Here is a 13,784-nt window from a genome sequence, read left to right as displayed (position 1 = left end):
GGCTCGTGGTTCGGCAGTGACGCTATCGCGATCCGCGGGCCGGTGTCGCCCGGAAGGAGCAGGGCAGCCGTCCGGACGACGGCCACCGGTTCGCCGACAGCACGTCTGTTACAGAGTGTAAAACCTCGGGCACGGACAGTGGTAGGGGTCGGTGCCCCCAAATCGCGGCCGATTACGCTCCGTTGGCGGGCGCGGTGTCCGCGAGCGCGTGCAGCGCATCTCCAGTGAGCCGGAAGACCGTCCATTCGTCCATGGGGCGGGCACCGATCGACCGGTAAAAACCGATGGACGGTTCGTTCCAGTCCAGGACCGACCACTGATCTTTGTGTGCCGTGCAAAGTCACGTTGCGTTGCGTGTCACGGCCCCCAGGGAACGGAGGCGAAACCTGGCACGAACGAAGCGGGAACCATGCCTCACACCGACAGTCATCCGGTCGTCGTCCTCTACCTACGGCTCTCTCATGATTCACATGTGTCCGACTCCCTGGAGGGCCAGGAAGCGGACTGCGTGCAGCGGGCCCGGGACCTGGCCGGGCCGGACGCGGAGATCAAGGTCTTCAGGGAAGTCGTCTCCGCATCCAAGGCCAAGGTACGTCGCAAGCAGTTCGACGCCATGACGGCCTACGTCCAAGAGCAGCGCCCGGCGTTCCTCATCGCCTGGAAGATCGACCGGGTGACCCGCCAGGGCATCCGCCAGCTTGCGGACATCGTGGAGCTGGTGGAGGACACCGGAGTCCGCTTCATTTCCCTGAAGGACAACCTGGACTCCGCCAACCCCGGGTGGGTCACCCTGGCGTCGTTCCTGGCGGAACAGGCCAAGGAGGAAGCCAAGAACATCCAGCTCCGTGTCTCCTCCCGCCAGCTCCGTGACCGGGAGAAGGGGCGGTGGACCAAGGAGCGGCCATTCGGATACGTGGTCAACCGTGACCGTCGGCTGGAGCCGCACCCGACAGAGGCAGCTGTCGTGCGCGGCATGGTGGAGGAGTACCTGGCCGGGGGAACGCTGCGGGGCATCGCGGCACGACTCACGGCGGAGGGTGTTCCATCCCTTCGGCACGCGAAGCGGACAGAACTGCTGGCGAAGCTCCGCGCGGCAGGGCGGGACGACGAGGCCGCCAAGATCGAGGAGACCCCCATACCGTTCCGCAACACGTGGGGCTTGACGACAGTCCGGCACATCCTGGCGTCACCGGTGCTGGCCGGTTACCTCGTTCACCGGGGGAACCTCGTCGAGGACTCCGAAGGCGAACCCATACGCGTGGCGGATGGCTTGATCACGGCAGCGGAGCACCGCCGCATCCTGGCCCGTCTCGACTCGCGCAAGACCACGATCCGGAAGCCGGGTAAGCGCACAGGCAAGGGCGCGTCGCCGGGACGGTCGGTGACATTCCTCCTTGCCGGATTCATTCGCTGCGGCGACTGCGGTGGCGCCATGGTCGGCAATCGGCGGAAGCCTCCGCGTCGCAGCTACTACCGGTGTATCTCTCAGCTGCACGGACACCCGTGCTCCGGCCGGAGCGTCGTGGCACCGGCCTTGGAGGCACTGGTGGCGGACTGCGTGCTGTCCAAGCTGGCAGCCATGGAGCCGGATGACCCGATGCTTCACGCGGTGGCACAACGATGGCTGAAGACTTACGCGCCGGAGTACGACGCGGAGCGGTCCGAGTTCGACGCCAAAGCCCACTCCCTCCGCACTCGTTTGGAGGCCCTGGAGATCGCCCGATGGGAGCGTGGAGAGTTCGACGACGCGGAAGGGGCAGCCCGCTACGACCGCTTGCGTTCACGTATCTCTGAGCAACTGGCCGCCGTGGAAGGTGCGCTGTCCAAACTTCCGGAACCGACCATCGACCTGTCCATGTTGTTGGACCCTGAGGAGGCCCAGCAGGCGTTGGCGGGCGGGGACGGCAAGGTCCTGGAAGCTCGCCGGGATGTGTTGGGGCTGATTCTTCAGCGGGTCTATGTAGTACGGGAGGAGGTAGGCGTCCGACCCGCGTGGGCTGGCGAGGAAGACACTTACGTTCCGGTGTGCTTCCGTGAAGAGCCGAATGAGGCGCGCGAAGCGGCGTAGCGCCGACACGATGCCCAAGGGCCCGCCCCATTCGGGGGTGGGCCCTTTTCGCTGTCCCGGTGTCCCGTCCCGCCGGGCGCGGCGTGCGGCGGGCTGTCACGGGTCCCTGTGTACGGGGATAGAAGCGGGAACAACTCGCCGTCCGCACATTCAGCCGCCGGCCAACGTTCGGCGCCGGGTGTCACGCGCCCCAGTGAACGACATCGGTACGCGCTGTACGGGCGGCGAACACGAAGACAGGAACGACGAATGACTGGGAAACCACCGAGCCGAGTGGAACAAGCACACGCACGCATCACGGCAATGATTGCGTGGCTTGAAGACGCACTAGGGGATTTGACCACCGAAGACGGTTGCCTTATTTACGAGCAGATATTTTTCAAGGACCCGTACCCGGAATCCAGTAGCGGCGACAACGGCCGCCACCGGGAAAGGGAACGTACAGAACAACGTCGCAATATTGCCGAATCTTACAAAGGCGACCAGGGGGAGCAGTGGTGACCACCGATTCAAAATGGCAGGACCGTCTGTCGAACAAGGACGGAATCCGTCACGTTGATTACGCCCATTTCTGCGCGGAGCGGTTCGATGGACGCGTGTGCTTCTCCCCGCAACTTGGCTGGATGCAGTGGAACGGGACCGCATGGGAGATAGGGCACAAGCAGGCGCCCGCCATGGATGGAATGACAAAGGTCAGCAACGGTCTACTCGCCGAAGCAGGCCAAGGCGGTGCCGACTGGCTGGCGGAAGCAGCGATGAACCTGCGTCGAGCACACCACCGCAAGGCGATCGCCACAGAACTGGAATCCCTCCCAGAATTGCATGTTGACGCTTCCTCCGTGGACGCGCATCCGCATTTGCTGACGTTCTCCAATGGGATCGTAAACCTGGATACTGGCGAGCTGCGCCCCGCGTACCCGGAATGCCTACTCACGCAGACCGCGCCGACGAACTACAACCCAGACGCTGAGTGTCCGCGCTGGCTGCAATTCCTGAACGGTGTGTTTCCCGGTCAGTCGGAAGTCATCGACTACATGCAAACCCTGATCGGGTACGGCATCACCGGGCACAACCGGGAGCACGCATTCGCCGTGTGGTTCGGGGACAAGGGTCGCAATGGCAAGGGAACCATTATTCGGGCTCTGAAAAATGTCTTCGGCCCCAGCATCGTCAAGGACGTGGATTTCAGCGTTTTCGAAAGGGGCGGGAATTCTCACACTGAGGACATAGCGCGGATGCGCACCGCCCGCATTGTCACGGCGTCCGAGGGTAGCGAAGGCGCGCCCATGAACGATGAAGTCCTCAAGCGCCACGCGGGCGGGGACTCTATTCAGGCTCGGCACCTATACCGGGAGACGTTTGAATACGTGCCCCGGTACCTGATCGTGTTGCTGTCCAACTACCTGCCCCAGTTCCAAAGCCAGGGCGCGGCCATCTGGTCTCGCGTGCGAGCCGTGGAGTTCACCGAGTCGTTCGCCGGACGGGAGGACCGCCACCTGGACGAAGCACTGGCCGCAGAGGCTGAAGGGATCGCGGCATGGTGCGTTCGGGGAGCCGTCCGCTACCACAGGGACGGGCTCAAGTCGCCAGAGGCAGTAAGCGCTACCACGCGCAAGCACAAGGAAGCTGTAAACCCGCTGGCGCCCTTGATTGACGACCTGTTCGTGTTCGACGCGGACGCCAAGGTCCGGCGGTCCGAGTTCAACCAAGCACTGAAGGAGTGGAAGGACGCCAACGGCATTGCCCGCAACCGCTTCACGCCGCAGTTCACCAAGTTCCGGCTAGCTGAGTCCGGCGTCCGGGAAGTCAAGACAGACGGCACCTGGCATCTCACGGGCATACGTCTGACTCCCGAGTACGGGGGCACCGCCGGGGTCAGAATCGCCCCCGTTGCGATTCTGAACTCGCCCGGTACGCCAAGGGTGTTCCCCGCTGCCTGAACCCCAGGGCAAAAAAGTAACCCTCTCTCAAACCCTCTTACGTGTATATGAGGGATTTGAAGAAAGGACACTTTTTTGCCCTGCTCGGCCGGAGCGCCGGAGACACCCTCTGGCGAACACCCGACAAGGGAACTAGGGACTTCCGGCCGGCTGGCCTATTCAGGAGTCACAGGACAGTGCCCTGCTTGCCCACTGCAGCGGGCCCTCAGCTAGTGGGCCAGCAGGGGGTGTCACGACCCCCAGTAAATGGTTTCAGAAGCAGGGCCCCGCTACGTAGGGGGTTCTCCATCCGGCGGCGTCCGGGTGCGCGCTCTGCGCTACCAACCGGCCACCCCACCTCGCGCTCCGGTACCCCCGGAGCGGGGGGTTTTCACATGCCTAGAACTCCCCCTGGAGGAACCGTGATTTTTGACCGCATCAATCTGACCCGGCGGGTCCTCGCTGCCCTTTGCGCCGCCCTGGATCTCGCACGCGAAGATGCCGACCATGCCGGTATTTCGGAAGTTTCCGCCGTACGGGAGAAGGTCGCGAAGGACCTTGGCGAAGTAGTCCGCAACGCCTTCAACAACGGCGGCATTACGGAGGCAGAGGCCAAGTTCGCCATGCGCCCGATCTACTCCACGGCGAACGAGGTGCACCACGGCGGTGTCTGAGCAGACCGAGACGACTGCAGGCGCCTCCCTGGCGGCTTCGGAAGCAGTTGCGACCCTGGCGGCATCCGAGACTGCACAGGACCCCGCAGACGGCGGCACAGCACCTGAGACGGAAGCGCTCCAGGGGCGTGTCCGGGAGCTGGAGGAGGAGCGGGACCGCCTGGCGGCCGAGAGGGCCGAGCGGGACCGCGCGGACGCCATGGTGGCCGTTGTACGCCGATACCACTACGTGACGCAGGAGATCGTCCAGGCTCTCCCCGAAGACTTCCCTGCGGACCGCCTGGAAGCCGTGGCGTGCGCCATCAACCAGGCCATGCATACGGCCCACAACCCGCCTGGCATCGGGCGCGGGGGCCTCACCCCGTCCGAGGAGCGCCGGGCCACCTGGGACGGCCTGTTCCGCTCCGCACTCTGATCACCTCAACTACCAAGCAAGGACAACTACTTGTCTCTTCTGACTACCACTCCCGGCGTAGCAGGCATCACCCCCGACGACTACGGCCCGCTGATCGTCCAGCCCGTGGAACGGGAAAGCGTCGCCCTCCAGGTCGCCAGCACGCTGAAGACGAGCAGCACCAAGGTTCATATCCCGATCGTCCACACCGACGCGGGCGCCTCGTTCGTGGCGGAGGGGGAAGAGATAGCCCCCACTGACGCCATGCTGGGAGAGCTGGAGGTCGTCCCCGCCAAGTGCGCGGGTCTGTCCATCGTGTCGTCCGAACTGGCGGAGGACAGCGACCCGGACGCGCAGAAGCTCGTGGGAGATGGGCTGGCCCGCTCGATCGCCGGGGCCCTGGACCGCTCGTTCTTCGGTGCCCTCTCCGCCCCGAACCCGGCGGGCCTGGAGGCCGTGGACGGCGTGGGCATCGTGGACGCTGGGGCCAAGTTCACCAACCTGGACGCGTTCCAGGAGGCCATCAACCGTGCTGAGGACGTGGGCGCCACCATCACGGCGTTCGCGGCGAATCCGGCAGACGCCCTGACTTTGGGCAAGCTCAAGCAGACCAAGGACAGCAACGTTCCGCTGCTGGGTTCCGATCCGACCGCGCCGACGCGACGCACGGTGTTGGGCGTTCCGATGTACGTCTCCAACGCGGTGACCGCCGGAACCGTCTGGGCGGTTCCCCGGGACCGGGTGATGGTTGTCATGCGCCGCGACGTGACCCTGGACGTTTCCAAGCACGCCAGGTTTACGCGGGACCAGGTAGCCATCAAGGCCACCATGCGAGCGGCACACGCCTTCCCGCATCCGGCGGCTATCCAGAGAATCAGCCTCAACAAGGCGTAAAGGAAAGGGAGCCGAATCCGCCATGGGCTCGGCTCCCTCCCTTTCATCCCGGGCGACGATCACGACCCGGCGAACCTTCAGGCTCTGTGCCGGTGGCATCACGCGCGGAAGTCCAGCGCGGAGGGCGCGGCGGCCAGGTGGAGGCGGGTGTCCAGGCGGAGGCCGGTGGAGCGGCATCCGGGAGAGCTGGCGTGAATACCAGCGAGTTGCGGTTCCGCGCAGTTTGACGACACGAAGGTTGTTCAAAGTTCGAACTATCTAAATGTCCGATTTGGCCTGGGGGTGACCCAGGCCACTTTCTGAGAAAAGGCCGAAGCGTGATAGCGGCTCGGAATCTGTACGGGTTCCAAGGTCGTCAGAGGGGGCCGAGTGCACCACACTCGGCGGTTGACCTACAGAGATGCCTAATAAACGGCAGGGCTCAAGCGCTACTAACGCACGTTTCAGCCCAAGCCCGGAAGAATTTGCGGAGCCTGCCCAATGTGCCTTCTTGCGATTAGGCAGCTTCTACTTCCGCCATGAGGAGCCGCAACGTAAGTGAGTGCTTTTCGGGTGGCAAGGCGTTCAGGGCACCCCTCGCGTACGCTGCGCCTCCAGCCTTGTCTCCCGAGCGGGCGAGCATGAGCCCCCGGTGCATCTCAAGGTGTGTTGCGAACCGGGGCAATGTGGCGGGCAGTTCCCTTCGCGCCGCGTCCTGCGCCGCTACCGCTGTGCCCTCGTCTCCGAGCCGCGCGGCCAGCAGCGAGACGAAGACGTTCATGCGCCACCACGGAACGGCGTAGTCCGAGGTCTGTTCGTACGACGCGGCCTTGTCGAAGGCGTGGCGTCCCTGGTCCATCAACTTCCGCGCCGTTGCGTGGTCGCCACGGATCGCCGCCGCATGGGCCTTGCCCATGATGGCGTTGAGGAGCCCCAGCGACGGCTTGTCGCTGATGGCCATTGCCTGATCGGCGAGTACGTCCGCGACTCCGAGGGAGGCGCCCTCGTACCCGAGTGCGATGGCCGCACGCCCCCGGACCCACACCCGAGCCTGATCGTCCCCGGATTGGTCGGCGGCCCTGGCGGCCATGCGGTACCAGTTCACGGCCTTGGAGCCGTCGGAGCCGGGGAACGTCTTGGCGTAGAGGGTCATGAGGCGGGAGGCCACGGACCAGAGGTGCGGGTTGTCCAGTTGTTGTTGGACGACGACGAGTTCACCGGAGACCCGTCGCTGAATGTCGGCGGCGCCGAGACTCATGTACTCGGTTCCGTAGGTGGCCAGCTTGTCTTCCCAGTCGTCTCCTGAAGGCCCGCCAGCGAGTCGGGCACTGAACCCTGCGGTCAGGAGGTCAGAGGCCACGAGAGGCGCTATGGCGGTCGCCGCCGCATCGGACAAGAACTTACGTCGCTTCACTTCACCCTCCAGCACGGCTAGGGGCACGTCGAGGACGGCCGAGAGGCACCGGAGGTAGAACGGCCCCGGTGTCACCTTGGAACGCTCCCAGCGGCTGATGTACTCCCGGTCCAGATTCGTGCCGAAGGCATCGTTGATCGCTGACGCCAGCCGTCCCTGCGACCAGCTGCGCGCTTTCCGGAGGTCCGTGATTAGTTCCCCGATGGCCATGCCCCCATGGTGCCCCTACAAGTGCCACTAGGTGGATCACCAATCCCCACTGGCAGCCCACTTGCCCCTAGGAATGCCCCTACGGCGTGTCACTGGGCGGCGGGATGCTCCGTGCACCGACACGCGAGGGGACGGCGAGAAGCCATGAGCAACCCGATTCGGTACAGCCAACCACCTGTGGAACTCCACCTGGACGCCTGGCTGTTGGACGGCGTCCCGGCGCCGAGCTGCAAGGTGTGCGCCGCTCTGGACTTCCAGCGGAGCCAGGCCCGGAAGCGGAACGATTGGGCATCTGCCTGCGCCGCTGCTCGGGAGATCAGGAATCACCGCCGGGGGCACGGCGAACCGTTGTGAACGTCGCCGGACCGCTTCCCCTGGCCGAATACGCCGGCCCAACTGCCCTGCGGCGGGCGGCCGGAAGTCCCCCGATCGGCAAGCCTTCGAGCACGGGCAGACGTGCCCGGCCTGAGTGGACGCGCTCAGGCTCCGGCTCCGGTCCGCCCCTTTACCGGGGTGCCGCCCTGGGCGGTGAGGGCACCCGCTTCGGCACCCAGGACAGCCGAAGCACCCAGACGCCCGCCCGGCTGCCGGAAGCCCTGGCAGGTCAGCAGCCGGGACGGGCCATCGGTGAACCACAACAAGGAGGCACGCACATGCGAGACGTACGCGCGTTACTCACCCCTGCCGCGTTCGGGGGTGTCGTCGCAACGGTTCGCGACAACAACCCCGGCATGGACGAGGCTACGGCGGTCCGGATCAGCACGGAAGCGCTGAAGTTCGTTCACACGGCGGCCAAGTTCCCCACTATGAGGATCACGCCGTCCAACGTGGTGGACGAGGGCTGGCACGCACTGATCCTGCACACCGGGCCGTACGCCAAGCTGTGCGAAGGGCTGGGGCGGTTCGTGCACCACTACCCGGAGCGACCCGACGCCCAACGCCACGACCCGCAGGCGCTCACGCGCACGGTGGCCCTGATCGAGGAAGCCGGACACCAGGTGGACCGCGACCTGTGGACGGGGCCGACCGAAGCCCTGGTCCCCGTGGCGGCCAACTGCTCCCACACCCCCAAGCCGGGAGGCTGCGGCCCGATCAACCCTGGAAACTGTGCCACGCATGGTGGCGACGGTGACTAGGCTCCCCGGACGCACGATGGAAGGGTGAGTTCATGAACGCGGAAGAGGCCCGCCTGGTGGATGTCACGCTCCGGCGGCTCGGCATCCCGGGAGTCGTCGCGCCGGAAGACCCGGAGCACGCGGCTGGCGACTGGCGTGTGTACGACAGCGCTGACTCGACCCGACGCAGGGACACCACCGCTGACGCCCTGGCGGCCGTCGTGGCGAAGTTCCGGGAGGCCAATCCCGAGCCCCCTGGGAAGCCGCAGGCCGGTCCCACGCGAGGCTTCATCATTCCGCCCAACGAGGACTGACCCGCTTCAACCGGCCCCGTCCGCCCGCTGCTCTGCGGCCCTGCGGGCGGGGCTTCTGAACCGTGCTGATAAATGGAGAGCTATGCCTCGCTGGCCAGCCTGCCCAGGGCGTCACCCGTGAGGCGGTACGTCGTCCACTCCTCTTGGGGGAGGGCGCCGAGCGACTTGTAGAATCCGATGGCAGACAAATTCCAGTCCAGGACCGACCACTCGAAACGCTGGTAGCCGCGCGCCACGCAGATCCGGGCGAGGGCCGCCAGCAGTGCCTTGCCGTGGCCGCCGCCGCGCGCCTCGGGGCGGACGTACAGGTCCTCCAGGTAGACACCGTGCGTGCCCGTCCACGTCGAGAAGTTCCGGAACCACAGGGCGAAGCCGACCGGCCCGCCGGCGTCCTCGGCGATCAGCGCGAAGGCGGCCGGCTGCGGGCCGAACAGTGCCTCCTTCAGCTGCGGTTCGGTGGCCTGCGCGGCCTCGGGGGCCCGCTCGTAGGCGGCGAGTTCGCCGATCATGGCGAGGATGACGGGGACGTCGTCGGGCGTGGCTTCGCGGATCATGCCGCAAGGCTAAGCCCGCGCCCCGAAGCGCTCCGTGGGGGTCCGCCGGAAGCCGTGGGGCCCGGTTCAGACCAGGGACTCGTCGACGAAGCACCAGCGCCAGGAGGCGCCTGGTTCGAAGGACCGCATCACCGGGTGGCCGGTCTGCTCGTAGTGTGCGGTGGCGTGCCGGTACGGGGAGGAGTCGCAGCAGCCGACGTGTCCGCACACCAGGCAGAGCCGCAGCTGCACCGGGTGGCTGCCGGCGGCCAGGCACTCCAGGCACGTCTCGCTCAGCGGGGCCGGCTCGCCGTGCGGGAGCTCCGGTACGTGCGTGCACTCCTTCATGCCGGCACCCCGATCCGCCCGGCCGCGCACGGGCAAGGCAGGCACCCTTCCATGACTCGCTCGCTGCACTCGCTCATGATGGCCAGGTTAGATCGCCGGGACGGCCGGCGGGGGACGCTGGGGACGGTGCGGGTGTGAACGTGATGCCGCTGTTGCTGCTGGTCGCGGGCAGTGCGGGGGTGGCCGGGCTGGCGCGGCGCACTCCGGTGCCGGCGCCGCTGCTGCTGGTCGCCGCGGGGCTCGGCGCCTCGTACCTCCCCGGTATCCCGGACTACACCCTCAACCCGCAGATCGTGCTGCCGCTGTTGCTGCCCCCGCTGCTGCACACCGCTGCCCTGGAAGCCTCCTACCTGGACCTGCGGGCCAACCTGCGTCCTGTGGGGCTGCTCTCCGTGGGCTATGTGCTGTTCGCGACGCTCGTCGTGGGATACGCGGCCTACCTGGTCGTGCCGGGCCTGCCGCTGACCGCCGCGCTGGTCCTGGGGGCCGTCGTCGCGCCGCCGGACGCCGTCGCGGCCACCGCGATCGCCCGCAGGCTGGGCCTGCCGCACCGGATCACGACGATCCTCCAGGGCGAGTCGCTGGTCAACGACGCCACCGCGATCACCGCGTACAAGGTGGCGCTGGCCGCCGCGGTGGGCACCGGCGCCACCTGGGGCGAGGGGCTGAAGGAGTTCGCCGTGGCGTCCCTCGGCGGCGTCGGGGTCGGCCTGGTGCTGATGGTGCCGCTGCACTGGCTGCGCCGCCGGCTGCGGGAGTCGGCGCTCCTGGAGAACACCCTCTCGCTGCTCATCCCGTTCACCGCGTACGCCGCCGCCGAGCAGGTCGGGGCCTCCGGGGTGCTCGCCGTCGTGGTCGTCGGCCTCTACCTGGGGCACCGCTCCTGGCAGGTCGACTTCGAGACCCGGCTCCAGGAGGAGGCGGTGTGGAAGATGGTCTCCTTCGTGTTGGAGTCCGCGGTCTTCGCGCTGATCGGGCTCCAACTGCCGGTCGTGCTGCGCGGCCTGGGGGAGTTCGGCGCGGCCCGGGCCCTCGGGTACGCGGTGGTGGTGTTCGGCGTCGTGGTGCTGGCGCGCTATGTGTGGGTCTTTCCCGCGACGTACCTGCCGCGGCTGCTGTCGGCCCGGATCCGGGACCGCGAACCGGACACCACCTGGAAGGCACCGGTCGTCGTCGGCTGGGCCGGGATGCGCGGGGTGGTCTCGCTGGCCATCGCCTTCTCCGTCCCGGCGACGGTGCACGGCGGCGGCCCCTTCCCGGCCCGCACCCTGGTGCTCTTCCTGACCTTCACCACCGTCATCGGCACCCTGGTCGTCCAGGGGCTGACGCTGCCGCCGCTGATCCGGGCGCTGCGCCTGCCCGCCCCGGACGCCCAGGCCGGGACGCTGGCCGAGGCGCAGGCCCAGAACGAGGCGTCGCGGGCCGCCGAGGCCCGGCTCGACGCCCTGCTCCAGGACGAGCGCAACGCGCTGCCGGGGCCCCTCGCCGACCGGCTGCGCGGCGTCCTGGAGCGGCGCCGCAACGCGGTCTGGGAGCGGCTGGGCGCGGTCAACGAGGTGACCGGGGAGTCCGCCGACGACACCTACCGGCGGCTGGCCCGGGAGATGATCGACGCCGAGCGGCGGGTCTTCGTCGAACTGCGGGACGCCCGGCGGATCGACGACGAGATGATGCGGACGCTGCTGCGGCGGCTGGACCTGGAGGAGGCGGCCGCCTACCGGGAGGGCACGCCGTGACCCGCGCGCCACGTCCGGGGCCTGGATGAGTGAGTCCGAAGTCGCGAGGCAGGCGGGACTTCGGACTCACTCATCTACGGGGTGCCGGTGACGACGGCGGCGACGGTGCTGCCGGGCGGGAAGGCGCCCCGCTCGGCCAGGGTGGTCAGGGCGAGCAGCAGCTTGGCGACGTAGACCCGCTCGACGGGCAGGCCGTGCCGCTGCTCGAAGGCGTCGGCGAACGCGTCCAGTTCGGGGGTGCGGCGGGCATAGCCGCCGCAGTGGAAGTCCTCCGCCAGCGACCAGTCGCCGCAGGCGCCGCCGAAGGCCGCCCGCTGGAGGTCGGCGACCGTCTCGTGGAGGAAGTGCGGGCTGCCGCCCTTGAGGACGGGGACGCCCAGCGCCCGCTGACCGGGGCCGAGGCCGGCGGCGAGCCCGGCCAGGGTGCCGCCGGTGCCGCAGGCCACCGCGACGGTGTCCGCGTGCCCGCGCAGCTCGCGGCCCAGCTCCGTGCAGCCCCGCGCGGCCAGGGCGTTGCTGCCGCCCTCCGGTATGAGCCGGAAGGCGCCGAAGCGGTCGCGGAGGGCGGCCAGGACGTCAGGGTCGGTCTTGCGGCGGTAGGTGGCGCGGTCGACGAAGTGCAGCCGCATCCCGTCGGCGGCGCAGCGGGCCAGCGACCAGTTGAGCGGGGCGCCGGCCAGCTCGTCGCCGCGGACCACCCCGACGGTGGCGAGGCCGAGCAGCCGGCCGGCGGCGGCCGTGGCGCGCAGGTGGTTGGAGTACGCGCCGCCGAAGGTGAGCAGCGCGCGGTCGCCCGCCTCGGCCGCGGCCCGCAGATTGGGCGCCAGCTTGCGCCACTTGTTGCCCGGGAGGGCGGGGTGGATGAGGTCGTCCCGCTTGAGCAGCAGGCGGACGCCGCGGCGGGCGAAGGACGCGTCGTCGACCTCCTGGAGGGGGGAGGGGAGACGGGGGCGGAGTGCCTGGGGTTCGGGGTGGGGCACGGGGGAGTGGGGAGGGAGCGGAGGAAGGGGAGGGACGGGGGTGCGGTGGGCCGGGCGGGCCGTCAGCCGTGCAGGAAGCCGTCGCCGTGGGTGGCGATGTGGGCTTCGAGGGCGCTGAGGGCGTTCTGCGTGGCCTCGGGGGTGCCGCTGCCGCGGCGCTCGGCGTAGTAGGCCGCGCCGAGCTTCCTCAGCAGGTCGTTGCCCGCGCGGTGCTGCTGCAACTCGTCGACCTTCTGCTTGCCTTGGGCCAGGCCCTGCTTCGCCTGCTCCTTGGCGCGGTCGAGAAACCCTGACATTGCTGCCTCCCTGGCGTGCGGGCCGGCGGGCCCGGTCGGTGTCGGTTGCGTATGGGATCAACGGCGGGGACGGCCGTGGGGTTCCCGTGCCAGGCTGGGGGATGTGGGCGAGGAGCGCGACATGGGTGAGCCGGTTGGCGCATCCGGGGCGGACGGCGGCCGGGCCGCTCGGGGACCGTACCGCGAGCGGGCCTCGCGGCTGACGGGGGCGGTGCTGTGGCGCACCGTCACGGTGCCCGGTGCGGGGCCGGTGCTGCCCGACGGCTGCACGGACCTGATCTGGGGCGCGGGGCGGCTGCTGGTGGCCGGGCCGGACACCGGTCCGCAGGCGCCCGGCAGCCCGGTGCCGGCCGGGACGCGCTGGGTGGGGCTGCGCTTCGCGCCCGGCCAGGGACCGGCCGTCTTCGGGGCGCCGGCGCACGAACTGCGGGACCGGCGGGTGCCGTTGGAGGACCTGTGGGGCGCCCGGCGGGCCCGGGAACTGGCGGAGCGGGCGGCGGCCGGCAACCCCGGCGCGGTGCTGGAGGAGGCCGCGCGGGACGCGCTGCGGGCGGCCGGGCGGTGGGCCCCCGGGGCCGGGGCCCGGGGCGAGTTGCCCGGCCGGGACGGGCGGACCGCGGCGATCGTGGCCGGGCTCGGGCGCGGCCGGCCGGTGGCGGAGGTGGCCCGGCTGGCCGGGATGGGCGAACGGCGGCTGCACCGGCACAGCCTGGCGGTCTTCGGGTACGGGCCGAAGACGCTGGGCCGGGTGCTGCGGCTGGTGCGGGCGCTGGAACTGGCCCGCGCCGGCGTCCCCTACGCCGAGGTCGCGGCGCGCGCCGGCTACGCGGACCAGGCCCATCTGGCACGCGAGGTGAAGTCGCTGGCGGGGGCTCCTATGGGGGCACTCCTCGGGCCGGGTTAGCGTGTC

At 68.9% G+C, this 13,784-nt stretch carries 15 protein-coding genes and 1 pseudogene; 10 read left to right on the top strand and 6 right to left on the bottom strand.

Features of this window, described 5'->3' with window-relative positions; genetic code table 11:
* Positions 1–172: 172 nt before the first annotated feature.
* A pseudogene (locus ACRAS8_RS11885) lies at positions 173–319 on the bottom strand (GNAT family N-acetyltransferase); the annotation flags it as partial.
* A gap of 90 nt (positions 320–409) precedes the next feature.
* On the opposite strand from ACRAS8_RS11885, the gene ACRAS8_RS11880 reads away from it, so the two are divergent.
* The 6 genes from ACRAS8_RS11880 (at position 410) to ACRAS8_RS11855 (ending at position 5,949) form a co-directional block, all read left to right on the top strand.
* A complete protein-coding gene (locus ACRAS8_RS11880; RefSeq protein WP_260692553.1) occupies positions 410–2,068 on the top strand; it encodes a recombinase family protein in 1,659 nt (552 codons plus the stop codon).
* A gap of 273 nt (positions 2,069–2,341) precedes the next feature.
* Positions 2,342–2,569, top strand: coding sequence for a hypothetical protein (locus ACRAS8_RS11875; protein ID WP_438485901.1), 228 nt, complete (start codon positions 2,342–2,344; stop codon positions 2,567–2,569).
* Entirely contained in the window at positions 2,566–4,008 is a 1,443-nt protein-coding gene (locus ACRAS8_RS11870) for a DNA primase family protein (protein ID WP_438485900.1), read from the top strand. Before ACRAS8_RS11875 ends, ACRAS8_RS11870 begins: the two co-directional genes overlap by 4 nt.
* 401 nt (positions 4,009–4,409) lie before the next feature.
* Positions 4,410–4,661, top strand: a complete 252-nt coding sequence (locus ACRAS8_RS11865) for a hypothetical protein (RefSeq protein ID WP_221906611.1) — start codon at positions 4,410–4,412, stop codon at positions 4,659–4,661.
* The gene (locus ACRAS8_RS11860; RefSeq protein WP_221906612.1) at positions 4,654–5,076 is read left to right on the top strand and encodes a hypothetical protein; all 423 of its coding nucleotides are present in this window, start codon (positions 4,654–4,656) and stop codon (positions 5,074–5,076) included. Before ACRAS8_RS11865 ends, ACRAS8_RS11860 begins: the two co-directional genes overlap by 8 nt.
* Positions 5,077–5,106: 30 nt before the next feature.
* The gene (locus ACRAS8_RS11855; protein ID WP_221906613.1) at positions 5,107–5,949 is read left to right on the top strand and encodes a phage major capsid protein; all 843 of its coding nucleotides are present in this window, start codon (positions 5,107–5,109) and stop codon (positions 5,947–5,949) included.
* A 496-nt stretch (positions 5,950–6,445) separates the two neighbouring features.
* Here the strand turns inward: ACRAS8_RS11855 and ACRAS8_RS11850 are convergent, their stop codons facing one another.
* Positions 6,446–7,552 (bottom strand): helix-turn-helix domain-containing protein, encoded by a 1,107-nt coding sequence (locus tag ACRAS8_RS11850; protein WP_221906614.1) that lies wholly within the window; start codon positions 7,550–7,552, stop codon positions 6,446–6,448.
* A 653-nt stretch (positions 7,553–8,205) separates the two neighbouring features.
* On the opposite strand from ACRAS8_RS11850, the gene ACRAS8_RS11845 reads away from it, so the two are divergent.
* On the top strand, positions 8,206–8,688 hold the full coding sequence (locus tag ACRAS8_RS11845; protein WP_221906615.1) for a glycine-rich domain-containing protein: 483 nt from the start codon (positions 8,206–8,208) through the stop codon (positions 8,686–8,688).
* A gap of 32 nt (positions 8,689–8,720) precedes the next feature.
* Positions 8,721–8,981, top strand: a complete 261-nt coding sequence (locus ACRAS8_RS11840) for a hypothetical protein (RefSeq protein ID WP_221906616.1) — start codon at positions 8,721–8,723, stop codon at positions 8,979–8,981.
* An 80-nt stretch (positions 8,982–9,061) separates the two neighbouring features.
* Here the strand turns inward: ACRAS8_RS11840 and ACRAS8_RS11835 are convergent, their stop codons facing one another.
* Both ACRAS8_RS11835 and ACRAS8_RS11830 read right to left on the bottom strand, forming a co-directional pair.
* Complete coding sequence (locus tag ACRAS8_RS11835) at positions 9,062–9,535, bottom strand: GNAT family N-acetyltransferase (RefSeq protein ID WP_438485899.1); 474 nt, start codon at positions 9,533–9,535, stop codon at positions 9,062–9,064.
* A gap of 66 nt (positions 9,536–9,601) precedes the next feature.
* Entirely contained in the window at positions 9,602–9,862 is a 261-nt protein-coding gene (locus ACRAS8_RS11830; protein WP_438485898.1) for a UBP-type zinc finger domain-containing protein, read from the bottom strand.
* 143 nt (positions 9,863–10,005) lie between these two features.
* Here ACRAS8_RS11830 and ACRAS8_RS11825 point away from each other — a divergent pair, with 143 nt between their 5' ends.
* Entirely contained in the window at positions 10,006–11,598 is a 1,593-nt protein-coding gene (locus tag ACRAS8_RS11825) for a Na+/H+ antiporter (protein ID WP_438490434.1), read from the top strand.
* Between the two features lie 74 nt (positions 11,599–11,672).
* Here ACRAS8_RS11825 and ACRAS8_RS11820 read toward each other — a convergent pair whose 3' ends face one another.
* Both ACRAS8_RS11820 and ACRAS8_RS11815 read right to left on the bottom strand, forming a co-directional pair.
* Complete coding sequence (locus ACRAS8_RS11820) at positions 11,673–12,578, bottom strand: 1-aminocyclopropane-1-carboxylate deaminase/D-cysteine desulfhydrase (RefSeq protein WP_438485897.1); 906 nt, start codon at positions 12,576–12,578, stop codon at positions 11,673–11,675.
* A 62-nt stretch (positions 12,579–12,640) separates the two neighbouring features.
* Positions 12,641–12,874 carry a hypothetical protein gene (locus tag ACRAS8_RS11815; RefSeq protein ID WP_438485896.1) on the bottom strand — a complete coding sequence of 78 codons (234 nt, stop codon included), beginning with the start codon at positions 12,872–12,874 and terminating at the stop codon, positions 12,641–12,643.
* A gap of 121 nt (positions 12,875–12,995) precedes the next feature.
* Here ACRAS8_RS11815 and ACRAS8_RS11810 point away from each other — a divergent pair, with 121 nt between their 5' ends.
* Positions 12,996–13,778: a helix-turn-helix domain-containing protein gene (locus ACRAS8_RS11810; RefSeq protein WP_438485895.1), complete on the top strand. Its 783-nt coding sequence runs from the start codon at positions 12,996–12,998 to the stop codon at positions 13,776–13,778.
* Positions 13,779–13,784 lie beyond the last annotated feature (6 nt).

The sequence above is a fragment of the Streptomyces sp. S186 genome, from assembly GCF_051603415.1.
Taxonomy (GTDB): domain Bacteria; phylum Actinomycetota; class Actinomycetes; order Streptomycetales; family Streptomycetaceae; genus Streptomyces.
This window is presented reverse-complemented; position numbering and strand designations above follow the sequence as displayed.

Coding starts and splice junctions, on each gene's coding strand:
- ACRAS8_RS11880 (WP_260692553.1), top strand. CDS start 410: ATGCCTCACACCGACAGTCATCCGGTCGTCGTCCTCTACCTACGGCTC.
- ACRAS8_RS11850 (WP_221906614.1), bottom strand. CDS start 7,552: ATGGCCATCGGGGAACTAATCACGGACCTCCGGAAAGCGCGCAGCTGG.
- ACRAS8_RS11845 (WP_221906615.1), top strand. CDS start 8,206: ATGCGAGACGTACGCGCGTTACTCACCCCTGCCGCGTTCGGGGGTGTC.
- ACRAS8_RS11840 (WP_221906616.1), top strand. CDS start 8,721: ATGAACGCGGAAGAGGCCCGCCTGGTGGATGTCACGCTCCGGCGGCTC.
- ACRAS8_RS11835 (WP_438485899.1), bottom strand. CDS start 9,535: ATGATCCGCGAAGCCACGCCCGACGACGTCCCCGTCATCCTCGCCATG.
- ACRAS8_RS11830 (WP_438485898.1), bottom strand. CDS start 9,862: ATGAAGGAGTGCACGCACGTACCGGAGCTCCCGCACGGCGAGCCGGCC.
- ACRAS8_RS11825 (WP_438490434.1), top strand. CDS start 10,006: ATGCCGCTGTTGCTGCTGGTCGCGGGCAGTGCGGGGGTGGCCGGGCTG.
- ACRAS8_RS11815 (WP_438485896.1), bottom strand. CDS start 12,874: ATGTCAGGGTTTCTCGACCGCGCCAAGGAGCAGGCGAAGCAGGGCCTG.
- ACRAS8_RS11810 (WP_438485895.1), top strand. CDS start 12,996: ATGGGTGAGCCGGTTGGCGCATCCGGGGCGGACGGCGGCCGGGCCGCT.